The organism is Parafrankia sp. Ea1.12 (assembly GCF_900465275.1).
GTDB lineage: Bacteria > Actinomycetota > Actinomycetes > Frankiales > Frankiaceae > Parafrankia > Parafrankia soli.
The window spans coordinates 1-22963 of sequence record NZ_UBIZ01000328.1; the positions used below are offsets into that span (position 1 = coordinate 1).

Here is a 22963-nt window from a genome sequence, read left to right on the forward strand (position 1 = left end):
CGGCAGATCCCCGCATGACCCCCCGCCCGCTCCTCGACGGCGCCGCCATCCTCGACGCGCTCCGCGCCGCGCTGGTGCGCTACGTCGTTCTCCCTTCCCCGCAGGCAACCGATGCGGTGGTGCTGTGGATCGCCGCGACCCACGCCCAACCCGCGTGGGCACACGCACCCCGCCTGGTCATTCGCGCGCCGGAAAAGCGGTGCGGGAAATCCCGCCTGCTCGACGTCGTCGAAGCGACCTGTCACAACCCGCTCATCACCGTCAACGCCAGCACCGCGGCTATTTACCGATCGATTGACGACGACCCGCCGACCCTGCTCGTGGACGAAGCCGACACCATTTTCGGCGGGAAATCCGCCGACACCAACGAAGACCTCCGCGGCCTACTCAATGCCGGACACCAGCGCAACCGGCCCGCGCTGCGCTGGGACAACGTCGGCCGCCAACTCGAGCGCTGCCCCACCTTCGCCATGGCCGCACTCGCCGGCATCGGCACCATGCCCGACACCATCGAAGACCGCGCCGTCGTCATCCGCATGCGCCGCCGCATGCCCGGAGAAACCGTCTCCCCCTACCGCCACCGCCGCGACCGACCCACCCTGCGCACCATCGCCGAGAACCTCGCCACCTGGCTACGCCCCGACCTCGATACCCTCGAACGCGCCGAACCCGCCATGCCCGTCGAAGACCGCGCCGCCGACACCTGGGAACCGCTGTTCGCCGTCGCCGACCACGCCGGCGGACCCTGGCCCGACCGCGCACGACGCGCCGTGGACGTCCTGACCGCCGAAGCCGACGAGGGCGAGGAAACCTCCCTGCGCGTCCGGCTCCTACTCGACTGCCGCCGCGCGTTCGGAACCGACGCGGGACTTCCCACCGTCCGGCTGCTGCAACGCCTCAACGGCGACCCCGAAGGGCCCTGGACCGAGCAGGGCCCGGCCGGGCTCACCGGCCGCCGGCTGGCCGTCATGCTCCGCGACTACGGCATCCGCTCCGCCAACATCCGCTTCCCCGACGGCACCCAAGCCAAGGGCTACGACCGCGCCGCGTTCACCGACGCATGGGCCCGCTACTGCCCACCCGAAGAGCTTCCGGAGCAGGTCGCGTCCCATCCGTCCCAAGCGTCCCCGAGCTGGTCAGGGCGGGACGGATACCCGCCCTGGGACGGATCGATCCGTCCCACCACCACCATCCGTCCCAGCCTGACCAGTGTCGGGACGCTTGGGACGGATGGGACGGACACCCCGCCGGCACCCCCAACCGCCCCGGTATGACCGGACGCCCGACCCCGGCGCGCGCCCCGCCTGGTGGCAGAGCAGGCCCGCCGTCCGCCGCCGGTTTCGTGCCCCAGGAGCACCCCATGCCTGCCAACCCGACCAAGGTCCTCCTCACCGTCGAAGAAGCCGCCGAACAGCTCACGATCGGCCGCACCACCCTCTACGGACTCATCCGCACCGGCGCCATCACGTCCGTCCGCATCGGCAAGCTCCGGCGCCTGCGCCCCGCCGACCTGGCGACCTACACCACCCGACTCAGCGACTGATCCGATCCCGGGGCGCGGCGACCGTCTCGCCAAAGTCACCCGCCGCGCCCCGGCCCCTTCACCCCAAGGAGCCACCGACCATGCCCCGCAAGCGCAAGGAAGGAACACGAGCGCCGAACGGCGCCGCATCGATCTACCTCGGAGCTGACGGCCGCTGGCACGGCAGGGTCACGATGGGCGTGCGCGACGACGGGCGCCCCGACCGCCGGCACGTGAACGCCAAGACCGAAGCCGAGGTTCTCCGGAAGATCCGCAATTTGGAGAACGACCGCGACGCCGGCCGTACCAACCGCCCCGGCCGTAAGTCGACGGTGGAATCGTGGTTGTCGCACTGGCTGGAGAACATCGCCGCGCCGACCGTCCGGCCGAAGACCTACGCCGGATACCGGACCGCCGTCCGCCAATACCTCATTCCCGGTCTGGGAGCGCACCGCATTGACCGACTGGAGCCCGAGCACATCGAAAAGCTGTGGGCGAAGTTGCGATCCAGAGGACTCAAGCCCGCGACTGTTCACCAGGCCCACCGGACTCTGCGCACAGCACTGAACGAAGCGTTGAGGCGAGGGCAGATCGTCAGGAATCCGGCCACACTGGCCAAAGCGCCACGGCTGGTCGAAGAGGAGATCGAGCCGTTCACGGTGGACGAGGCGAAGCGAATCCTCGCCGTCGCGGCGGATCGCAGGAACGGAGTCCGCTTCGCACTGGCTCTCGCACTCGGCATCCGCCAGGGGGAGGCTCTCGGCCTCCAGTGGCGTGACCTCGACCTGTCGGCTGGCACCCTGATGGTGCGCCGGGCGATCCAGCGGCACACCTGGCGGCATGGCTGCAAAGTGGCCTGCGGACGGAAGCGCGGCGCCGACTGCCCGATGCGTCACGGTGGCGGTCTGGTCGTGGTGGAAACGAAGTCGCGCTCCGGCCGCCGGACCATCGGCCTTCCGTCGCCGTTGGTGGCCTGGCTCAAGCTGCACCGCCAGAAGCAGCAGGCGGAGCAGGCGACAGCCGCGGATCTGTGGACCGACGGGGGTTGGATCTTCGCTCAGCCCACCGGACGACCCGTCGACCCCCGCGCTGACTACGAGGAATGGCGCGACCTGCTCACCAGCGCCAAGGTCCGCCCGGCGCGGCTCCACGACGCACGCCACACCGCGGCGACCATGCTGCTCGTCCTGAAGGTCCCCACCCGCGCCGTCATGGACGTCATGGGCTGGTCGCAGGCGAGCATGGCCACCCGCTACCAGCACGTGCCCACCGAAGTGCTTACGAGCATCGCCGATCTCATGACCGGCCTGCTCTGGCTCCCGCCCGAGCCGAAACGGGACGAGGGGGACGAGGGGGCGGCCGGGGTACCCGTTCCGGCGCGGTAGGGAGGTACAACGAGACCAGGACTGAGACCAGGGCGGCCGCCGGAACTCCGGCGGCCGTTTCCTTGCCTGGTCAGAGAGTGCCCCTGGCAGGAATCGGACCTGCGGCCTACCGCTTAGGAGGCGGTCGCTCTATCCACTGAGCTACAGGGGCGCTGCGGGGCGATCCCGCACCTGGCCGGTCGGATGCCTGGCGATGGCTCCATGATCGACCGGGCGGGATCACTCAACGCCTCGCAAGCCTACGCATCCAGACACCGGTGTGGGAAGGCGACTCCACCCGGGCCCGCGCACACGCGCGAACCCGGACGGCCGGCGCGTGGATCCCGACGGCCGGTACGGGGCACGGGTGCTCAGCCGAGCTGCTCGGCCATCTCCACGAGCTCCTTGCAGCGGGGGCAGACCGGGAAACGCTTGGGGTCGCGCACCGGTTCGAACTTGTACCCGCACAGCGCCGTCACGCGGCCGCCTTCGATGGAGGCACGGACGATCTCCTCCCTGCGCGCGTAGTGAGAGAGATCATCCCCCTCGTCCGAGCGGGTGTCAGAGGTCTCCGGCGCGATCTGAGTCGTGCTCATACTCTCGAGTGTAGGTACTCGCCGCAGCCGAGCCGCCGGACTGGTGTCCCTGACCGCGGGCCGGCCGTGAGCCGTCCGCGGCGCGGCTGGTGCGGACGTTCACCCTGGCCTAGGCGGGCAACGCCGCGGGCTCGCGCCACGCAGTTCGTCGAGTGAGCGGTAGCCGCGACAAGTTGTACTTGCATCGATACTCTGAGTAGGAGCCAGTCTGGCCAGCGACACGGTGACGGAACGGGCACGGACATACCACACTCCGCCATCAGGACGCAGAGGAATGCGGCTCCTCCTGCCAGGCGTTGCGGCGTACTCTGGTTGCGGACGAAGGAGACCGGTGACTGGACTGATCGACAGTACCGAGATGTACCTCCGGACCCTGTATGAACTACGGGAGGAGGGCATCACCCCGCTGCGCGCGCGCCTGGTCGAGCGCCTTCACGTGAGCGCGCCGGCCGCGAGTGAGTCGACCGCGCGCCTCGCGAACGAGGGCCTCGTCGCGCTCGCCGACGACCGGACCGTGCAGTTCACGGAGAAGGGCCTGGTCAGAGCGACGGCGGTCATGCGGAAGCACCGCTTGGCCGAGTTGCTCCTCACCAAGGTCATTGGCCTGGACTGGGCGCTGGTCCACAACGAGGCCTGCCGCTGGGAGCATGTGATCTCGGACGAGGTCGAGGCCCGGCTGACAGTCCTGCTCGGTGACCCGAAGCGGTGCCCGTTCGGGAACGAGATCCCGGCGCAGCTCGAGACGGCGCAGCCGCCTGGTGTGGCACCGGTGAGCCTGCTCACGTCGGCTGAGCGAAGCAACACCGGGACCAAGTCGGTGACGGTGGCCTGGATCTCGGAGCGCCTCCAGACCGACGAGGAGGCGATGCGCGTCCTGCGGGACGCCGCGATCGTGCCCGGGGCACAGCTCTACCTGAACGCGCGCGGCGACAGGGTGTACATCGCCAAGCCGGACGGCGACAGCGAGGCCGAGATCGACCGCAGCACAGCGGCGCTCGTCTACGTCAATCACTGATCCGGGAAACGACAGCACACACGGCATACAGCACACACGGCGCACAGGGCACGCAGCACCTGTACAGAGCCACAGCACGCAAGCATCTGTACGGATGCGGATCTGACTGTCGGGCCGGGCATAGACGCCCGGCCCTTCGTCTGTCCGAGCGCCACCCGGTGGGCGGGGCAGCTACCCGCCCACCGGCCAACCCCGCCTCGTGCGCGACCCGCACAGCTCGCTCCATCGATTGGGGGGGAGCTACACGGGTCACGCACAAGCCGGGCCGGGGGCGGGGACGGGGCCGGGGCCGGAGCGTCGTCGGGCACCGCGTCCGGGCGCGTCAGGCGCCCGGGCGGACACCGCCCTGGAACGTCGACCACCACACGTTCTCGATCCGTACGACCTCGCCGGTACGCGGCGCGTGGATCATCTGGCCGTTCCCGATGTAGATGCCGACGTGGTAGAGGTCAGCACCGAAGAAGACCAGGTCGCCGGGGATCAGCTCGTCGCGGGTGACCCGCCGGCCAGCCGTCCACTGGTCGCCTGTGTAGTGCGGGATGCTGACGCCGGCCTTTCCCCAGACCCACTGGGTGAGTCCGGAGCAGTCGAAGCTGTCCGGGCCCTCGGCACCCCAGACGTACGGCTTGCCGAGCTGGGCGCGCGCCTCCTGGACGGCGCGGGCCGCGCCGCCGCTGCCGCCGGTCGGGGGTGGCGCGGCCGGCAGGGCGGGTGCCGCGGCGAAGGCGTTGCCGGCCGTCGTGACGAGACCGGCCTCCCGGGTGAGCCGGTCACGTTCCAGGGCGGCCTGGCGGGCCGTCTCGGCGGCGGCCGCGGCCTCGGCGGCCTTGCGGGCCCGCAGCGCGGCGGCCTCGCGTTCCCGGGCCTGGCGTTCCAGCTCCGCCTGCCGGGCGATCAGGCCGTCCAGCAGCCTGCCCTGCTCGCCGGCTGACTCCTCCAGCCCGCGCCGGCGCTCGGCCAGTGAGTCGACGAGCCGTTGCCGGCCGGCGCGGGTCTCGTCGGCGGCCTGCTTCGCCTCGGTCTGGTCGTGGCGGGCCAGCCGCAGGTCGGATTCGGCGGCCCGCTGCCGCCGGGACAGCGCGTCGACGGCGCCGGCGCGGTCGAGCGCGGTGCGGGGATCGCCGGTGAGCAGGATGGAGAGCTGTTCCAGCCCGCCGGAGCGGTAGGCCGACGTCGCCAGGCCGCGGTGCCGGTCGGAAGCGTGCCGGACGGCGACGTCCGCCGTTCGCAGCTGCTGGGCGGCCGTGGCCGCGGCGCGCTCCGCCTCGGCGAGACGGATGCGTTCGGCGTTGTACTGCTCGGCGGCCACGGACATCTTGTGGTTGAGGTCGTCGAGATGGGCCCGGGTCGCGGTGATCTGGGCGGCGATGCTTCCGAGGTCCTCGGCGTGGCCGACCTGTGGCCCTCCGCCGGAGCCGCCGGGGGTGTCGCTGTTGGTGTCGCTGTGGGTGTCGCCGCCGCGGGTGGGCGCGTTCGGCTCCGCGCGGGCCATGCCCGCCCCGATGCCACCGCCCGCGCCGGTCAGCGACGGCCCGGCGGCGAGAACGCCGAGCAGGGTGATGAGGACCGGGCGCATGCCCCGTCCGTCAATGGTCCGGCGCGTTGCCGACCGGTGGGAACCTTTGTCTGTTTCGAGTGCTGGCGTACTTACATTGGCGTTACCTGGCGGGTCCCCGTACGGGGACGAAACGGGCGGAGATACACCCGATCGGGGGATAGTGCAGGCCTCGTGGGACGGGCTACCGGCACTATGGCAGCCCTCCGTCGGAACACTGGTCACGACGCCGCACCGTAACTGTATGCAGTTGTACAGTCACGGAAGCACGCCGAACGACACGGAGAGTCCCGTAACATCCACGCTGAGTCCAAGCTCGAGGAGCATGGGTCGCCCAATTAATCGATTTCACATGTCAGAAACAGGAAAGACACTAGATCGGAACAGATCTTATCGACTCTTCGGCCGAAGGACCGGGACGAGCGCAGCGTGGCCGGGGACCGGGGTAGCGCAGTCCGCGCGGTGCGCGCGGGGGGAATGACAGGAGAGACATGGACGAATTGAGCTCGGGCGATACCGCGTGGGTGCTCGTCAGCGCCGCACTTGTGCTCTTCATGACGCCCGGCCTGGCCTTCTTCTACGGCGGTATGGTCCGCGCGAAGAATGTGCTCGGCATGCTCATGCAGAACTTCTTCTGCATGGGGATGATCACACTGGTGTGGTCGGTCGTCGGTTTCAGTATCGCCTTCGGCGAGGGTAACGGATTCTGGGGCGGTTTCGACTTCTTCGCCCTCCAGGATCTCACTGCGGGTGACGGGGCGATCCCATACGTCGCCTTCGTCGCCTTCCAGATGATGTTCGCGGTCATCACGCCCGCCCTGATCACCGGTTCCACCGCGGACCGGATGAAGTTCAGCTCCTTCGCGATCTTCGTCACGCTGTGGTCGGTCCTGGTCTACTCGCCCATCGCGCACTGGGTGTGGGCGAGCAGCGGCTGGCTGTTCAAGCGCGGCGCGCTCGACTTCGCGGGCGGCACCGTCGTCCACGCGAACGCCGGTATCGCCGCGATCGTGCTGGCGCTGTTCCTCGGCAAGCGGCGCGGCTGGCCTACCGGCGACTTCCGCCCGCACAACGTGCCGTTCGTGCTGCTGGGCACCGGCATCCTGTGGGTGGGCTGGTTCGGGTTCAACGCCGGCTCGGCGCTGGGCGCGAACAAGGTCGCCGCGATCGCGCTGCTCAACACGCAGATCGGTGCGGCCACGGCCATCCTCGGCTGGATCGCGATCGAGCGGCTGCGGGACGGCAAGGCCACCACGCTCGGCGCCGCGTCGGGTGCCGTCGCGGGTCTGGTCGCGATCACCCCGGCCTGTGGGTTCGTCTCGCCGATGGGCTCGATCGCCATCGGCCTGCTGGCGGGTGCGATCTGCGCGCTGGCGACGTCCATCAAGGGCAAGGTCGGCATCGACGACTCGCTCGACGTCGGCGCCGTCCACCTGGTCGGGGGTGTCCTCGGTGCGCTGCTGACCGGCTTCTTCGCCACCCTCGACACCAACGAGATCGGCAAGGACGGTGTGTTCTACGGCGGTCCGTGGAGCGTCGTGGGCGAGCAGGCGCTGGCCATCGGCGCGACGCTGGGCTACTCGGCGGTCGTGACCACCCTGATCGCCCTCGCGCTCAAGTACACGATCGGGCTGAAGGTCTCGGACGAGGACGAGGAGATCGGCCTCGACGAGGCGCTGCACGGTGAGACGGCCTACCGGCTGACGTCCATCGGCGGCAGCGGGTTCACCTCCGCCGTCACCGCGACCAAGGTGCCTGAGGAGGCCAAGGCATGAAGCTCGTGACGGCAGTCATCAAGCCGTTCAAGGTGGACGACGTCAAGACCGCCCTCGAGGGCATCGGCGTCCACGGGCTGACGATCTCCGAGGTACAGGGCTACGGGCGGCAGAAGGGCCACACCGAGGTCTACCGCGGGGCCGAGTACAAGGTCGACTTCGTCCCCAAGATCAAGATCGAGGTGGTGGTGGACGACGAGGCCGTCGACGAGCTCGTCACCGCGATCACGACGTCCGCGCAGACCGGCAAGATCGGCGACGGAAAAGTGTGGGTTGTCCCGGTCGACGCTGTCGTCCGTGTACGGACGGGTGAGCGGGGCTCCGACGCCCTGTAAGCCCGGGAAGAACATTCGGGGGCGCGCCTGTTACGGCGCGCCCCCTTTCTTTTCGGCACTGTGACGCCGCGGCGAACATCTTGCCGTGGAACCGTGAACATCGGGCGAGAAACCGCGACAGACTGCGGGTGCGGGGGATAGGACCCAGTACGACGGGGGTGGCGGGTGAACGACAGGCTCCAGGCCCTGCGGGGCCGGGTGGACGCTTTTCCCGGTGTGACCGGGCCCGCGTTGCGGGAGGCACTGGTCGAGCGCGCCGACGCGGCCCTCGGGGAGCTGTTCGGGGAACCAGGGCCCGGAGTCGCGCTGCTCGCGGTCGGTGGCTACGGGCGAAGTGAGCCCGCCTTCGGCAGCGACCTGGACCTTGTGCTCGTCCACGACGGCCGCCGAGGCGACATCTCCGCCGTCGCCGACGCGATCTGGTACCCGCTGTGGGACGCCGGAGTCGGCCTGGACCACAGCGTCCGCACCGTGGACGAAGCCGTCTCCGTCGCCGACTCCGACCTCAAGGCGGCGCTCGGCCTGCTCGACGCCCGCGTGATCCGTGGTGACGGCGGCCTCGCGGGCACGCTGCTGGAACGGGTCCGGACCCGGTGGCGGGAACGCGCACCGCGCCGCCTGCCCGAGCTCGCCGAGGCGGTCGCGGAGCGCGCGCGCCGGATGGGCGAGCTCGCCTTCCTGCTCGAGCCCGACCTCAAGGAGGCCCGGGGCGGCATGCGGGACGTCCACGCGCTGCACGCCCTCGCCGCGGCCTGGGTCGCCGAGGCGCCGCCGGAGCGCGTCCAGGCCGCCTACCAGGTGCTGCTCGACGCCCGCGGCGAGGTGCGCCGGCTCAGCCACGGCCGCGCGCAGGACCGCCTGCTCCTGCAGGACGGCACGGCGGTGGCCGCGGCACTGGGCTACCCCGACTCCGTCACGCTGTCCCGGGCCATCTCGGACGCCGGCCGCACGATCTCCTGGACGTGGGACACGACCTGGTACCGGGTGGCCGCCGCGCAACGCTCGAAGATCCGTTCCCGGCTGCGCCGGCCGGTCCGACGGCCCCTCGACGAGGGCGTCGTCGAACAGGACGGGGAGATCCAGCTGGCCCGCGACGCCGAACCCGCCACCGACCCCGGGCTGGTGCTCCGGGCGGCCGCGGCCGCGGCACGCGCCGGCGTCCCGTTCGGGCGCTACGCCATCGACCGGCTCGGCCGCGAGGCGCCGGCGATGCCCGAGCCGTGGCCCGAGGCCGCCCGGGACGACCTGGTCAGCCTGCTGGCGACCGGGGACGCCGCGGTGCGGGTGCTGGAGTCCCTCGACCAGGTCGGGCTGCTCGTGCGGCTGATCCCCGAGTGGGCGGCCGTGCGCAGCAAGCCGCAGCGCAACCCCTACCACCGCTACACCGTCGACCGGCACCTGATCGAGGCCGCCGCCCGCGTCGCCGCCCACACCAGGGACGTCGACCGGCCCGACCTGCTGCTGCTCGGCGCGTTGCTGCACGACATCGGCAAGGGGTACCCGGGAGACCACACTGACGCCGGCATCGTCATCGTCCAGACGTTGGCGCCCCGGCTGGGCCTGCCGCCCGAGGACACCGAGGTGCTGGTCGAGATGGTCCGCCATCACCTGCTGCTGACCGAGGCGGCGACCCGGCGGGACATCGACGACGTCGCCACCATCGAGTCGGTGGCGGCCGCAGCTGGCAGCGTGCGCGTACTCACCCTGCTGCACCGGCTTACCGAAGCCGACGCGAAGGCCACCGGCCCGACCGCGTGGAACGCCTGGAAAGCCCGGCTCGTCACCGACCTCGTCGACCGGGCCACCGCCGTGCTCGACGGCAAGGCACCGCCGTGCCCGCCCGCGCTCACCGAACGGCAGACCGCCCTGCTCGCGCTGCCCGACGACCTCACCGTGCAGGTCAACCCGCTCCCCGACGAGGGCATGTTCGAGATCGTGGTCGTCACCGCCGACCGGGTGGGCCTGCTCGCGACCACCGCCGGCGTCCTCGCGCTCAACCGGCTGGACGTCCGCCGCGCCTCCGCGCGGGGCGCCGGCGGCCGCTCGCTGCTACAGGCCGCCGTCGCGTCCGCGCACGGGCACCGCCCGGACCCGAAGCGGCTGCGCGACGACCTGCGCGCGGCCCTGGCGGGCACCCTCGACGTCACCGCCCGCCTGGCCGGCCGGGAACAGGACTACGCCACCACCCGTCGGTGGAACACGCCGGGGGCACCTCAGGTGATTTTCGACGACTCCGGCTCGACGACGGTCATCGAGGTGCGCGCCCCCGACCGTGCCGGGGTGCTGCACCGGATCACCGGCGCGCTGGCCGAGGCCGGTCTGGACGTCCGCACCGCGATCGTCGCGACCCTCGGCCTGGACGTCGTCGACGCCTTCTACGTCGAGGACTCGTCGGCCCCGGTCACAGCTGCCTCCACGGCCAGCACGGCCAGCTCTTCGGCCACCATCTCCACGTCGGCCACCTCTGCGTCTGTCGAGTCTGTGGCCGCGGCGTCCGCCGCCTCCGTGACCGGCCTCGCCATCCCGCGACTTCTGGGTAGCGCGCGGCGGGCCGAGGTGGCGACCGCCGTCATGGCCGCGCTCGACACAGGGGAGCCCGGCTAACCCCCCGCGGGGACGACCGGGGCTGGCCCGCCAGACGGCCTCGGTCGCCCGGCTCGCGCCCCGCTCGCGCCCGGCGAGCGACATGTCCCGTCAAACGCCGGGAGGGGCGGGGTCTGGTTCGCCGCGCGGGACGCTATGCTTGGGACGCACACTCAGGAGGCTTCGCCTAGTCCGGTCTATGGCGCCGCACTGCTAATGCGGTTGGGGGCTTATACCCCCTCCGGGGTTCAAATCCCCGAGCCTCCGCCCCCCGCGGTCGGGCCCGTCCAGCACGGACGGGCCTCTGACCAGGTACTTCTTTTCCGCTCTCTGAAATCCCCGAGCTCTCACCATCGCTGGTGAGGACATGGTGCGGACGTCGCGCTGGACGGGGGATCGCCGCGGCCACCGTCTCCGCCGCCTGCTGCCCCGCCGAGCGCAGCAGATGGACGTACAGGTTCGCGGTGATCGACGACGACGAGTGACCGAGCCGCTTGGAGACCAGGGCCAGGTCGACCCCGGCCGCAAGCTGGATCGACGCCGACGAGTGCCGCAGGTCGTGCAGCCGCCGCGGGGACAATGCGGGGACAACAGGTCCCGGCCGAGCTCGGCCCCGACCTCTTTAGCCCGGCCCGGCGGCAAGCTGCCCGCCCCGGGTTTACCCGGCTAGAGGTAGGGCAGGGGGCGAGCTGGGTGCTGCCTGGCCACTCCCGGAGTTGGCGACTGTGCGGCCGGGAGCGCCCGCCTCGACCGCCGGCCCCGCTGCCCCACCCCGGGACCGGCGGCCTAGCGCGGGAAGCGGCGTGGCGGCGTGGCGGGTGGTCGGCGGCGGGCGGGGCGACGGTCCACGCTGGGACTCCGCCGCCCCAACCGCACGAGCGCCTGCTGCTCGGCGCCCTCGACACCGAAAGACCGAAAGCCCTGGCCTCGCCGCCCTGCTCGGTGACTCTGCTCGGTGACTCGGTGACTCGGTGACTCGGTGAGTTGGGCCTGCGGGTCCCCCGCTGCGCGCCCGAGTGGCGTCGGTCCTGAAGGCCGCCCCAGCTAGCGGCCCCCGGCGGCGTCCGTGACCGCGTCGAGCACCCAGTCGTCCGGCGGACTGCCGCGCAAGCCGTCGGCGGTGGGATAGACCCGGCACTGCAACCCGTAGTCGATCCGGCTCGCCGCCGACGGGTCGACGTCGCGGCCGTCGACCCGCAGCGTCGGCGAGCCCAGGAACCGCAGCGTCCGCGCCCTCTCGGGACCTTCGACCTCGACGAGCCGCACCGGCTCGTGCACGCCCGCACGTGTCAGCAGGTAACCCAGGTGGGCCAGCAACGGCCGGTAGTTCGGGCAGTCCGTGACATAGAGCAGTTCGACAAGCACCGTCACCCTCGCCTCCGTCCGGTCAGAGCGAGTGGCCCACACCAGCGTTGACCGACCTTTCACGCCCGGCAACACTCGACCCGGGCGACGACGCCCGCCGCCGGCACGTGCCGGTCACAAAGCGAGAGGACCGGCTGTGTTCATCAGCACCGACGACCCGCGCGCCGTCGCCGCGGTCGCCGCCGTCCACGCCGGCGACCTGCCCACACTGCGCCAGCTACTCGCCGACCACCCCGAACTTGCCACCGTTCACCTCGGAGACGAGGGGGACCAGGGGATGTCCCGGACCATGCTTCACGTCGCCACCGACTGGCCCGGCCACTACCCGAACGGCCCCGCCACCGTGGCCACCCTGGTCGAGGCGGGCGCCGACGTCGACGCCCGGTTCACCGGGCCCCACACGGAAACCCCGCTGCACTGGGCCGCCAGCAGCGACGACGTCGCCGTCCTCGACGCGCTGCTCGACGCCGGAGCCGACATCGAGGCCGAAGGTGCGGTCATCGGCGGCGGCACCCCGCTCGACGACGCCTGCGCCTTCGGCCAGTGGAAAGCCGCCCGGCGGCTCGTCGAACGCGGCGCCAGCACCACCCTCTGGCACGCCGCCGCCCTCGACCTGCTCGACCGCCTCACCGCCGCCTTCGACGCGACACCGCCCCCGACCGCCGAAGACACCACCCGCGCATTCTGGAGCGCCTGCCACGGCGGCCAACGCCGCACCGCCGAATACCTCCTCGACCACGGCGCCGACATCAACTGGGTCGGTTACGACGACCTGACACCTCTCGACGCCGCCCAACGCACCGGAGCCAACGAACTCGTCGCCTGGCTGCACCACCGCGGCGCCCGGTCCACCGGAACCACCAGCAAGACACAGTGCTGACGAACACCAGCGCATCCTCTGCACACCGCCTCCACTGACCACCGCACCCCTGCCGGTCCACTGAGCCGGGTGGGCCCGGCGAAGGCGCTTGCAGTGCGGCTTCTGCACCCCGGGTTTCGTCATTTCCATCACCGCGCTGCTGCGCGACATCCCGAGCCCGTCGGACGAGGAGATCCGCGAGGGCCTGTCGGGGAACTACTGCCGCTGCACCGGCTACCAGGGAATCCTCGAGGCGGTGCGCCGCGCCGCGGCCACCGGTGCAACCAGCGCGGACGGTTAGCACCGGGGCCGTCCCGCGCGCCGGATCAGCCACAGGGCGACGACGAGCACCGCCGCGACCGGTGCCATCCGCTTCGCCACGGGCACGGCGATCGTCCCGAGCAGGTTCACCGGGACGGGCTCCTGGCCGCGCGCCTCCGCGCGGGCGGCTGTGATGTCCCCGCCGGCCGGGCGCGGAGCGGGGCGCGTGGCAGCTTCCTGGTGAGGAGCGGGAACGTCCGCCGCGGCAACGGGAGTGTCGTCAGGTGCTGAGTCGGGTACGGAGGCGGGGGCCGCGGAGAGGACGTTGCTCTCCAGGCACTGGACGAACTGCCGGAGCAGCTTGGCGCTCACGTCGGCGAGCACGCCGCGGCCGAACTGCGCGGCCTTGCCGGAGATGGTGAGGTCGGTGGAGAGCCGGACGGCGGTCGCGTCGCCGTCCTCGGTGAGGGTGGCGGTGATGACCGCGCTGGCGTTGCCCTGGCCGCGGGTCTCGCGGCCGTCAGCCCTGATCACGGCCCGGTGGGCGGCGTGGTCCTTCTCCTGGAAGGTGGCCTTGCCCTTGTACTGGGCGGTGATCGGCCCGACCTTCACCTTGACCGCGCCGCGGTACTCCTCGCCCTCGACCGACAACAGCTCGGCGCCCGGCATGCACGGTGCGATCAGTTCGAGGTCGGTCAGCACGTCCCATGCCCGGTCGATCGGCACGGCGACCCGGAACTCGTTGGTCAGCTCCACTGCTTATGTCCTCACGGTGTCGGCGCCGCGGACGACCGGCGCGCCTTCTCCAGCAGCGAGACGATCGTCGCGGGGCTGGCGGGCAAACTTGTGATCTTCACTCCGAACGGGGCCAGCGCGTCGGCTACGGCGTTGACGACCGCCGGGGCCGAGCCGATCGCGCCGCCCTCGCCGACCCCCTTGTAGCCTCCCGGGTCGGGCGCGGGGGTCTCCAGGTGGCCGTACTCGATCGTCGGGACCTCGGTGGTCGTCGGGAGGAGGTAGTCGACGAACGTCGAGGCGAGCGGGTTGCCGTCGGGGTCGTAGGCGAGGTTCTCCAGCAGTGCGCCGCCGATGCCCTGCACGGTTCCGCCGGCGATCTGCCCCTCGACGACGTTCGGGTTGATCATCGGGCCGACGTCCTCGCCGACGATGTGGCGCAGCAGCGTGACCTTGAGCCGCTGCGGCTGCCGGCGGTGCCGGCGCCGAACGGCGTGACCGCCGTGTCGCCCTGGATCGTGGCGACCTGGTCGAGGTCGACGCCCAGCGCGTCGGCGGTCAGCTGCACCACCGTCGTCTCGATGCTGTTGCCGGTCGAGCCGCCGGCCACATAGACGTTCACCGCGCCGGACGGCTCGATGCGGATCGTGGCGCCCTCGGTGGCGTAGTACCCCATCCCGGTCGAGGTGGGCTCCACATAGCTGCAGGTGCCGACCCCGAGGTAGCGGCCGGCCGCGCGGGCCTCGTGCTGCTCGCGGCGGAACGCCCCGTAGTCGAGCATCTCCAACGCTAGGTCGAAGGTCTCCCGCGGGGACATGTGGTCGTAGGGCATCCCGCACGGGTTCACGTACGGCATGTCGGCCAGGCCGAGCAGGTTGCGCCGGCGCAGCGCGACCGGGTCGAGGCCCATCTGCCGGGCGGCGATGTCGAGGAGCACCTCGCGGGCCATCGACTCGAACTGCCAGGGGCCCCGGTAGGCCGTCCGGCCGCTGGTGTTCGAGAACAGCGAGACCGTCGACCAGGTGGCCTGGGGGATCCGGTACGGGCCCGGAAAGATCATCCCGACGGCCGCCGACGTCCCGACCGGCCACGGGCTGGGGTAGGAGCCGACGTCCTGGGCGTGGTCGATGTGGGCGGCGAGGATCTCGCCGTCGGCGGCGAACGCCATCCGCGCCCGGCCGTGCTCGTGGCGGGCCTGGCCGGCCGACATCAGGTTCTCGCGCCGGTCCTCGATCCACTTGATCGCGGCGGGGACCTTGCGGGCCGCCAGCATGACGCACATGTCCTCGCGCAGCGGGATGACCTTCTGGCCGAAGCCGCCGCCGGTGTCGCGCATGATGACCCGGACGCACTGCTCGGGCAGGTCGAGCAGCCGGGCGCAGAACGCCCGGACCTCGTGCGGGGCCTGCGTCGCAGCCCAGATCGTGAGCTCACCGGCGGACCACTCGACGACCAGCCCGCGGGTCTCGATCGGCACCGCGGCGTAGCCCTGCTGGTAGATGGTCTCGTCGGCGACGTGCGCCGCGGCGGCGAAGACCTCCTCGGCCGCGGCCGGCGGCGGGCCGCCCATCCTCCCGGCGACGTTGCCGGGGTAGGCCTCGTGCACCAGGGCGTCCGCCGTCTCGGCGTCGCGGTAGTCGGCGACGGCGGGCAGCGGGTCGTAGTCGACCTCGACCAGCTCGGTCGCGTCCTCGGCGATGTACCGACTCTCGGCGATCACCAGGGCGACCGGGTCGCCGACGAAGCGGACCTCGTCCGAGGCGAGCGCCGGCCGGGGCGTGTCCGGGATGTCCTTGCCCATCGAGGTGTACCACTGCTCGCGGATGTCCGGGTTGAGATCGGCGGCGAGGAACACGGCGTGGACACCGGGGAGGTCCAGCGCGGCCGAGATGTCGACATGGGTGACGCGGGCGTGGGTGAACGGGCTGCGCACGAAGCAGGTGTGCAGCATGCCCGGCCGCCGGACGTCGTCCACGAACGTGCCGTGCCCGGTGAGCAGGCGCCCGTCCTCCACCCGCTGGACCCGGGTGCCCGCATAACGCGCCGCGGTGGTCTCGCGCATGAGCACCTGCTCCGTTCGTGCGCCGGACGGCCGGACGGTCGGATAGCCGGCATACCGCGTACGTCACAGATGTCGCGTACGTCTCACATGCCGCCGGCGCACGACTCTAGCCGTCCGGGCTCGACGATGTTGGGCGACCGCTCAGGAGGGCGCGTCCGCGGCGGTGCCGGCCGCGGACGGGCGGGAACCGGGCCAGCGCCGTACATCCTCCGGGGTGTCGAGGTCGGCGGGATCACCCGGGACCGGCACCTCGTCGACCAGATCCGGGTGCGCGGCGAGGAAGCGGCGCGCACCCTCGTCGGCACCGGCGAGCGCGATCGCCTCGCGCCACAGCCGCGGCGCCATGACGATCGGATGTCCGCGCCGGCCGCCGTAGCGGCCGACGGCGACCCGGCCCGGCCGCCAGGCCGCCAGGACGGCGCGCACCGCGTCCGCGCCGATCCCGGGGGTGTCGACCAGCAGCACCGCGACCGCGTTTACCCCCGCCGTATCGGCAGTGGGCGCCGGGCCGCGGGCGCGGTCCAGCGCGAGTGTGAGCGAGCTGCGCTGCCCGCGGCCGGGGTCAGGGTTCACCACGACGTCCGCGCCTGGAACGGCCGTGCCGTCCCGGACCACCGCGATGATCCAGCGGCAGCCGGCGTCCCGCGCGGCGGCCACCGCGCGGTCCACCAGCCGCGCCCCGGCCACGACGAGCTCGGCCTTCGGCGCGCCCATCCGGCTGCCGCCGCCCGCCGCGAGCACGGCCGCGACGATCCGGGCCGGTGCGTGTCCGGTCATGCCGGCCAGTCTGGTCCCGTCGGTCAGTCTGGTCCCGCCCGCGTGGCGGGAACCGGGGCGGGGAGGATGTCAAACTCGCCGTCATGCCGTTACGTGACTTCGCCGACCCGGCGGCGGTGGCCGGTGCGCTCGACGCGGCCGGGTACGTGCCGGACGAGGGCGTCGCCACCGCCGCGTTCCTCGCCCTGCGGATGGGCCGGCCGCTGTTCGTGGAGGGCGACCCCGGCGTCGGCAAGACCGCGCTGGCGCACGCACTGGCCACGGTCTGCCAGGCCCGCCTGATCCGCCTGCAGTGCTACGAGGGCATCGACGTGAGCCAGGCGCTCTACGACTGGGACTTCCCGCGCCAGGTCCTCCACCTGCGTGCCGCCGCCGGCAGCGCGGACCCGGGCGAGATCGAGGCCTCGCTGTACGACCGCCGCTTCCTGATCGCCCGCCCGGTGCTGCAGGCACTCGAGCAGAGCCCCGCCGTCCTGCTCGTCGACGAGATCGACCGCGCTGACGACGAGTTCGAGGCGTTCCTGCTCGAGGTGCTCGCCGAGGGCTCGGTGACGGTCCCGGAGATCGGCACGATCCGGGCGGACGTCCCGCCGCTGACGGTGATCACCTCGAACCGGACCCGTGAGGTGCACGACGCGCTGAAGCGCCGCTGCCTCTACCTGTGGCTGGACCATCCGGACTTCGCCCGGGAGGTGGAGATCGTCCGGCGGCGGGTGCCGGGCGCGGCGCGCCAGCTCGTCGCGGACGTCGCCCGGGCCACCGCGTGGCTGCGGGAGGCGGGCCTGCTCAAGCCGCCCGGCATCGCCGAGACGATCGACTGGGCGCTGGCCCTGCACACCCTCGGCCGCTCCCGCCTCGACGGGGAGGCGGCGCGGATGACGCTGGGCGCGGTGCTGAAGTACCGGGAGGACATCGTCCGCGCAGAGCGGGAGCTGGGCGAGATCGTCGGCGGGCTGACGTGAACGCGCGGCCGTCCGCCGCGGGTCCGTCCGCCGGGGGTCCGCTCGCCGAACCGGACCCGCTGGTCGCCCTGACCGGGTTCGCCCGCGCGCTGCGCGGCGCCGGCGCGGCGGCGGACGCGAGCCGGGTCGCGACGGCGGTGCAGGCACTCACCCACCTCGATCCCACCAGCGCCGCCGACGTGTACTGGGCCGGTCGCCTGGCGCTGTGCGCCGAACCGGACGACCTGCCGCGCTACGACGCGCTGTTCGACGAGTGGTTCCGCGGGCGCCTCGACGGGCTGCCCGGGCAGGCCGCCGCCGGGGCCGTCGCGCCGTCGTCGCGGGCGGTGCGGGTCTGGCCGTCCAGCGGCGCCGGCACCGCGCGCGACGACGGTGACGACAGCCCGGCCGACCCGCTCCCCGTCGGCGCGAGCGACGTCGAGCTGCTGCGCCGCCGCGACGTCGCGGACCTCAGCCCGGCGGAGCGGGCCGAGATCGACCGGCTCGTCGGCCTGCTCGCCCCCCGGGTCGGGTCCCGTCCCAGCCGCCGGCGCCGGCCCGGCGGGAACCGCGGGCTCGACCCGCGCCGCACCGTGCGCGCCATGCTGCGCGACGGCGGCGAGCCCGGTGAGCTCGTCCGCGCGCGCCCGCGGGTACGGCCCCGGCGGCTGGTGTTCCTCGTCGACGTCAGCGGTTCCATGAGCCCCTACGCCGACGTGATGCTGCGCTTCGCGCACGCCGCCGTCCGGGTCGCCCCGTTCGCCACCGAGGTGTTCACCTGTGGGACCAGGCTGACGCGACTCACCCGTCCGCTGCGGCTGCGGGACGCGGGGGAGGCCCTGCGGGCGGCCGGCGAGGCGATTCCCGACTGGAGCGGCGGCACCCGCCTCGGGGAGTCGCTGCGCGCCTTCCTCGACCTGTGGGGGCAGCGGGGCACCGCCCGCCAGGCGGTCGTGGTGATCGTGTCCGACGGGTGGGAGCGCGGCGACGTCACCCTGCTCGCCGAGCAGATGGCCCGGCTGGCCCGGCTCGCGCACCGGGTCCTCTGGGTGAACCCGCACACCGGCCGGGACGGGTTCACGCCGACCGCCGCAGGTATGTCCGCGGCGCTTCCCCACGTGGACGACCTGCTGGCCGGGCATACGTTCCAGGCACTGCGAGGACTTGCCGAGGTGATCTCCGATGCGTGACGTGCTCCCCGACCTCGAGAGCTGGTGGCAGGCGGGGGAGACCGTGGGCCTGGCGACGGTCGTCGGCACCTGGAAGTCGGCCCCGCGCCAGCCGGGCGCGGCGATGGCTGTCACCCCGGACGGCTCGGTCGTGGGCAGTGTCTCGGGCGGCTGCGTCGAGGGGGCCGTGTACGACCTGGCCGAGCAGTGCCGCGCGACGTCCGTCCCCGTCCTGCAGCGCTACGGGGTCAGTGACGACGACGCGTTCGCGGTGGGCCTCACCTGCGGGGGCATCATCGACGTCTTCGTCGAGGCGGTGAGCCGGCGGACGTTCCCCGAGCTCGGCGGGATCCTCGCCGACGTCCGGGACGGCCGGCCGGTCGCGATCGCGACGCTGGTCAGCGGGGTGGGCACCAGCACCGTCGGGTCCCGCCTCGTCGTCCGGCCGGGCTCCGTCGAGGGCACCCTCGGCAGCGCGCGGTTCGACACGGCCGTCCGCGACGACGCGCGCGGGATGCTGGAGCAGGGCCGGACGGGCATCGTCCGCTACGGCCCGGACGGCGAGCGGCGCGGTGACGACAGTGCCGTCTTCGTCGCCTCCTACGCGCCGCGGCCGCGGCTGATCGTCTTCGGTGCCATCGACTTCGCCGCCGCCCTGGCCAGGGTGGGCGCCTTCCTCGGCTACCGGGTGACCGTGTGCGACGCACGGGCGACGTTCGCCACCCGCAGGCGGTTCCCCGAGGCCGACGAGGTGGTCGTCGACTGGCCGCACCGCTACCTCGCCGCGACGGCGGTGGACGAGCGCACGACCGTCTGCGTCCTCACCCACGATCCGAAGTTCGACGTGCCGCTCCTGGAGGTCGCGCTGCGCCGGCCGCTGGCCTACCTCGGCGTCATGGGCTCGCGCCGCACCAACGCCGACCGCGCGCGGCGGCTGCGGGAGCTCGGCTTCTCCGACGCCGACCTGGCCCGCCTGCACGCGCCCATCGGCCTGGACATCGGGGGGCGCACACCGGAGGAGACCGCGATCTCCATCGCCGCGGAGATCATCGCGACGCGGCACGGGGGATCGGGCGCCCAGCTACGGCAGCTGTCCGGCCCCATCCACCATGACCTGTCCGCGCCGGCCGGTGACCCATCCACGACGTTCGGTGATCCATCCGCGCCGGCCGGTGACGTGCGGGCGTCGGCCCATGACGGCTGAACGTCGAGTGCCGATCGCACGGATCTGATTCCTGTTACTCTCCGGCCGTGCTGTTCGCCTTACGCTTCGACTTCCGTAATCCGGACCTCGCCGGTACGACCATGGCCGACCGTTACGCGGCGGCCCTCGACATGGCCGAGTGGGCTGACCAGCTGGGCTGCGTGACCATCGCGGTCTCGGAGCACCACGGCTCGCCGGACGGCTACCTTCCCAGCCCGATCCCGATGCTCGCGGCGATGGCCGCCCGCACCACCAAGGTGCGCTTCCGTATCGCGGCGCTCATCGCACCGTTTCACGACCCGCTGCGCCTCGCCGAGGACCTGATCTTCCTCGACAACATCAGCAAGGGTCGCGTCGACCTGATCGTCGCGGGCGGGTACGTCCGCGAGGAGTTCGCCATGTTCGACATCCCGATGTCCGAACGCGGGCGCCGGGTGACCGAGACCGTGACGACCCTCAAGGCCGCGTTCTCCGGCGAGCCGTTCGAATACCGCGGCCGGACGGTCCACCTCACCCCCGGTCCCTTCCGCCCCGGCGGCCCGCAGATCTCGCTCGGTGGCAGCAGCGAGCCGGCCGCCCGTCGCGCGGCGCGCATCGCCGACGGCTTCGTCCCCTCGGTGCCGGAGGTCTGGGAGTTCTACCGCGACGAGGTCCAGAAGCTCGGCCGGCCCGATCCCGGACCGAGCCCGATCGGCCCTAACCAGGTCACCGCGCTCGCCGAGGACGCCGACGAGGGCTGGAAGCGAATGTCGCCGTTCTTCCTCCACGAGACGAACGCCTACGGCGTCTGGCAGGCCCAGAACAACGCGGCCTCTCCGTACCGCACGGCTGTCGATGCCGACCATCTGCGCACGACCGGGCAGTACCGGGTGCTGACGCCCGAGCAGCTCGTGGCCGAGCAGAAGGCCGCGTCATTCGCGTTCACCCAGCTCCACCCGCTGTGCGGGGGAATGCCGCCCGAGTCGGCGTGGGACAGCCTGCGCCTGTTCGAGCGCGAGGTTCTGCCGGCCTTCCGCTGATCCGTCGCCCCGTCTGATTCGCGCCCGCCGGCGGTCGACGCCGCTTCTGGCCGCTGGCGGACCGTACTGATCCCTGGTTCCCGAATGCTGATGCCCGAAGCCCGAACCGGCTTCGGGCATCAGCATTTCGGGCCCGTGGAACCCCGGTTTCGCGATTCCAGCCGGCGTTCGTGTTCGCGGGCCGGCGGCCCGCGCGGTCAGATCCCCGGATCGGCCGGGTCCACCCGTACGACGCGGAAGTCGGCGCCGACGATCCGCCCGTACATCTCGGCTGACATCGGGCCGGGGAACGTCCCGACGACGGAGGTCGGGGACCCGGCGTCGTCGACGAGCACGACGGCGTAGGCGCTGGGTGCCGCCCACTTCCCGCGCACGGCGTGCTCGACGTGCCGCCAGCTCTCCTCGGACGGGGGGTGCAGGGGGCTCGGCGTCGTCACGCCGGCCTCGCTCTGCGGAAAATGAATTTAACTTCTTTAAATGAATCTAATGCCACTCTGTCGGCCTCGACGAGGTCGGCCTCGACGAGTCGGCGCCCCTTTGTCATGTATCGCTCCGGTCCGGGCGGTGTTCCTGCTGGATGGCGTCCCCTCTCCCTTCGACCAACGGTCCACCATGACGGGCGATCGGGCGAGGGTGTGAGTGGCGTCATACTGCAGGCATGCGGAGGAAGGGACACAGAGCCACCGGCGCGTCGAATGCGGCACGGTCAACGGGCCGGTCCGGTATGGCACGATCAGCACGGGAGATCAGCGGACGAATTGTGGCGGCCCTGGCGGCCGGCGCCTCGCCCGCGTGGGTGTGACAACAGTCAGACCAGCTGGAATCGGTCGGCGACGAACCAGAACCGAGGACCCCGGGTAGACGATGTGAAGCACATACAACCCTGTCTCGCCAAGTTGTTGGGCGCAATCGTCCAGCGCAGGAAGGCCGCCGGGCTCAGCCAGGCCCAGCTGGCCAACCGGGTGCGTTACCAACCGAGTTACCTCTCGAAGGCCGAGCGCGGCCTGCTGGGCGTGCCGTCGCAGTCGCTCGTGGCCGCGATCGACGCGGAGCTGAACGCCGGCGGCGCGCTCGTCGAGCTGCGCCGTCATGCGTGGCTGGAGGACAAGGGCGGTCAGGCGGGCGTCATCTGGCGGGGAGTCCCGGAGGAGGTGGACATCACGGATCGCCGACAGCTCATCGTCGGGGGCGGCGCCGTCGCGGTCGGGCCGGCGGCGGCCGCGGCCCTGCCGGCCGTGCCAGCACTGTCCGATGCACCGGCATCGTCGGGCGCGTCGGCCGTTCCCGCGCCCCGGTCCGGAGCGGCCGGGCCCCCGGCACCGAGCCGGATCGACCTGTCGGGGCGGTGGTGGACGTCCTGGCAGACCTTCCGGGACGGCAAGGAGATCCGCTCCTCGCAGGAGGTCAGCGTGGAGCAGGCCGGCGAGGTCCTCCGCATCGAGGCGGTCTCGCGCGGGCTGGCCCTGGAGGAGGGCGGCTACCTCTGGTCGGGCGAGCTGCGCGTCTTCGACAACGAGATCGTCATGGGTTGGTACGTGGCGGTCGACGGCCCGGTGCGGTCGAAGGGCACGCTGTTCCTCTCGCTGCACCCGCACGGTGACCGGCTCACCGGCCGCTGGGTCGGCCTCAGCTACGACGGCCTGTTCATCGAGGGGTGGGGAGCGATGGCTCGTTCGGAGGAGGCCACCGTGACCCTGATCGACCGCCTCAAGAAACAGTTTCCGAAGGTGGCGTGACGGCCGCTGGAACCGGCGAGCCGGAGCAGCGTGGAGGACCTCGGTGCGGCGGTCGTCGCCCTCCGGCCGGAGGGCGCGACCGCCGTCACC

The 22963-nt window shown here is 72.2% G+C and carries 19 protein-coding genes, 2 tRNA genes and 3 pseudogenes; 15 read left to right on the top strand and 9 right to left on the bottom strand.

Annotation, left to right across the window (positions count from 1 at the left end):
- The first annotated feature begins 14 nt into the window (after positions 1 to 14).
- The 3 genes from FMEAI12_RS17720 (at position 15) to FMEAI12_RS17730 (ending at position 2907) form a co-directional block, all read left to right on the top strand.
- Positions 15 to 1274, top strand: coding sequence for a DUF3631 domain-containing protein (locus FMEAI12_RS17720; protein WP_112106900.1), 1260 nt, complete (start codon positions 15 to 17; stop codon positions 1272 to 1274).
- 86 nt (positions 1275 to 1360) lie between these two features.
- Entirely contained in the window at positions 1361 to 1543 is a 183-nt protein-coding gene (locus tag FMEAI12_RS17725) for a helix-turn-helix domain-containing protein (protein ID WP_112106901.1), read from the top strand.
- A gap of 80 nt (positions 1544 to 1623) precedes the next feature.
- Complete coding sequence (locus FMEAI12_RS17730; RefSeq protein ID WP_112106902.1) at positions 1624 to 2907, top strand: site-specific integrase; 1284 nt, start codon at positions 1624 to 1626, stop codon at positions 2905 to 2907.
- 78 nt (positions 2908 to 2985) lie between these two features.
- On the opposite strand, the gene FMEAI12_RS17735 is transcribed toward FMEAI12_RS17730, so the two are convergent.
- Together FMEAI12_RS17735 and FMEAI12_RS17740 are read right to left on the bottom strand one after the other, a co-directional pair.
- Positions 2986 to 3058, bottom strand: a tRNA-Arg gene (locus FMEAI12_RS17735).
- 199 nt (positions 3059 to 3257) lie between these two features.
- Complete coding sequence (locus FMEAI12_RS17740) at positions 3258 to 3482, bottom strand: DUF3039 domain-containing protein (RefSeq protein ID WP_020463628.1); 225 nt, start codon at positions 3480 to 3482, stop codon at positions 3258 to 3260.
- Between the two features lie 331 nt (positions 3483 to 3813).
- Here FMEAI12_RS17740 and FMEAI12_RS17745 point away from each other — a divergent pair, with 331 nt between their 5' ends.
- Positions 3814 to 4497, top strand: coding sequence for a metal-dependent transcriptional regulator (locus tag FMEAI12_RS17745; RefSeq protein ID WP_041254947.1), 684 nt, complete (start codon positions 3814 to 3816; stop codon positions 4495 to 4497).
- 322 nt (positions 4498 to 4819) lie between these two features.
- On the opposite strand, the gene FMEAI12_RS17750 is transcribed toward FMEAI12_RS17745, so the two are convergent.
- Positions 4820 to 6073, bottom strand: a complete 1254-nt coding sequence (locus tag FMEAI12_RS17750) for an NlpC/P60 family protein (RefSeq protein ID WP_112106903.1) — start codon at positions 6071 to 6073, stop codon at positions 4820 to 4822.
- Between the two features lie 470 nt (positions 6074 to 6543).
- Here FMEAI12_RS17750 and FMEAI12_RS17755 point away from each other — a divergent pair, with 470 nt between their 5' ends.
- From FMEAI12_RS17755 to FMEAI12_RS17770, 4 genes are all read left to right on the top strand, one after another.
- Entirely contained in the window at positions 6544 to 7827 is a 1284-nt protein-coding gene (locus FMEAI12_RS17755; RefSeq protein ID WP_112106904.1) for an ammonium transporter, read from the top strand.
- Complete coding sequence (locus FMEAI12_RS17760) at positions 7824 to 8162, top strand: P-II family nitrogen regulator (protein ID WP_020463624.1); 339 nt, start codon at positions 7824 to 7826, stop codon at positions 8160 to 8162. Before FMEAI12_RS17755 ends, FMEAI12_RS17760 begins: the two co-directional genes overlap by 4 nt.
- Positions 8163 to 8327: 165 nt before the next feature.
- Positions 8328 to 10766, top strand: a complete 2439-nt coding sequence (locus FMEAI12_RS17765) for a [protein-PII] uridylyltransferase (protein WP_112106905.1) — start codon at positions 8328 to 8330, stop codon at positions 10764 to 10766.
- A gap of 155 nt (positions 10767 to 10921) precedes the next feature.
- Positions 10922 to 11012, top strand: a tRNA-Ser gene (locus FMEAI12_RS17770).
- Between the two features lie 232 nt (positions 11013 to 11244).
- Here the strand turns inward: FMEAI12_RS17770 and FMEAI12_RS38300 are convergent.
- A pseudogene (locus tag FMEAI12_RS38300) lies at positions 11245 to 11325 on the bottom strand (recombinase); the annotation flags it as partial.
- A 464-nt stretch (positions 11326 to 11789) separates the two neighbouring features.
- On the bottom strand, positions 11790 to 12116 hold the full coding sequence (locus tag FMEAI12_RS17780; protein ID WP_200835326.1) for a thioredoxin family protein: 327 nt from the start codon (positions 12114 to 12116) through the stop codon (positions 11790 to 11792).
- 130 nt (positions 12117 to 12246) lie between these two features.
- Here FMEAI12_RS17780 and FMEAI12_RS17785 point away from each other — a divergent pair, with 130 nt between their 5' ends.
- Together FMEAI12_RS17785 and FMEAI12_RS17790 are read left to right on the top strand one after the other, a co-directional pair.
- On the top strand, positions 12247 to 12990 hold the full coding sequence (locus FMEAI12_RS17785) for an ankyrin repeat domain-containing protein (protein WP_112106906.1): 744 nt from the start codon (positions 12247 to 12249) through the stop codon (positions 12988 to 12990).
- Between the two features lie 82 nt (positions 12991 to 13072).
- Positions 13073 to 13270 (top strand): annotated as a pseudogene (locus tag FMEAI12_RS17790) ((2Fe-2S)-binding protein); the annotation flags it as partial.
- On the opposite strand, the gene FMEAI12_RS17795 reads toward FMEAI12_RS17790, so the two are convergent.
- The 3 genes and pseudogenes from FMEAI12_RS17795 to FMEAI12_RS17805 all read right to left on the bottom strand — a co-directional run bounded on the left by FMEAI12_RS17795 (position 13267) and on the right by FMEAI12_RS17805 (position 16804).
- Positions 13267 to 13986, bottom strand: a complete 720-nt coding sequence (locus FMEAI12_RS17795; protein WP_112106907.1) for an SRPBCC family protein — start codon at positions 13984 to 13986, stop codon at positions 13267 to 13269. The pseudogene FMEAI12_RS17790 and the gene FMEAI12_RS17795 overlap by 4 nt on opposite strands.
- Positions 13987 to 13997: 11 nt before the next feature.
- Positions 13998 to 16027 (bottom strand): annotated as a pseudogene (locus tag FMEAI12_RS17800) (xanthine dehydrogenase family protein molybdopterin-binding subunit).
- Positions 16028 to 16168: 141 nt separating this feature from the next.
- On the bottom strand, positions 16169 to 16804 hold the full coding sequence (locus tag FMEAI12_RS17805; protein ID WP_112106908.1) for an NTP transferase domain-containing protein: 636 nt from the start codon (positions 16802 to 16804) through the stop codon (positions 16169 to 16171).
- 83 nt (positions 16805 to 16887) lie between these two features.
- Here FMEAI12_RS17805 and FMEAI12_RS17810 point away from each other — a divergent pair, with 83 nt between their 5' ends.
- From FMEAI12_RS17810 to FMEAI12_RS17825, 4 genes are read left to right on the top strand one after another with little or no spacing between them, the layout of a single operon-like run.
- Positions 16888 to 17766, top strand: a complete 879-nt coding sequence (locus FMEAI12_RS17810) for a MoxR family ATPase (RefSeq protein WP_112106909.1) — start codon at positions 16888 to 16890, stop codon at positions 17764 to 17766.
- Complete coding sequence (locus FMEAI12_RS17815; RefSeq protein ID WP_112106910.1) at positions 17763 to 18935, top strand: VWA domain-containing protein; 1173 nt, start codon at positions 17763 to 17765, stop codon at positions 18933 to 18935. Before FMEAI12_RS17810 ends, FMEAI12_RS17815 begins: the two co-directional genes overlap by 4 nt.
- Positions 18928 to 20118, top strand: coding sequence for an XdhC/CoxI family protein (locus FMEAI12_RS17820; RefSeq protein WP_112106911.1), 1191 nt, complete (start codon positions 18928 to 18930; stop codon positions 20116 to 20118). Before FMEAI12_RS17815 ends, FMEAI12_RS17820 begins: the two co-directional genes overlap by 8 nt.
- Before the next feature lie 47 nt (positions 20119 to 20165).
- The gene (locus tag FMEAI12_RS17825) at positions 20166 to 21137 is read left to right on the top strand and encodes an LLM class flavin-dependent oxidoreductase (protein WP_112106912.1); all 972 of its coding nucleotides are present in this window, start codon (positions 20166 to 20168) and stop codon (positions 21135 to 21137) included.
- Positions 21138 to 21334: 197 nt separating this feature from the next.
- On the opposite strand, the gene FMEAI12_RS17830 is transcribed toward FMEAI12_RS17825, so the two are convergent.
- On the bottom strand, positions 21335 to 21574 hold the full coding sequence (locus FMEAI12_RS17830; RefSeq protein WP_112106913.1) for a hypothetical protein: 240 nt from the start codon (positions 21572 to 21574) through the stop codon (positions 21335 to 21337).
- A 462-nt stretch (positions 21575 to 22036) separates the two neighbouring features.
- Between FMEAI12_RS17830 and FMEAI12_RS17835 the strand changes: the two genes are divergently transcribed.
- Positions 22037 to 22873 (top strand): helix-turn-helix transcriptional regulator, encoded by an 837-nt coding sequence (locus FMEAI12_RS17835; protein ID WP_235014132.1) that lies wholly within the window; start codon positions 22037 to 22039, stop codon positions 22871 to 22873.
- Positions 22874 to 22963: the final 90 nt, after the last annotated feature.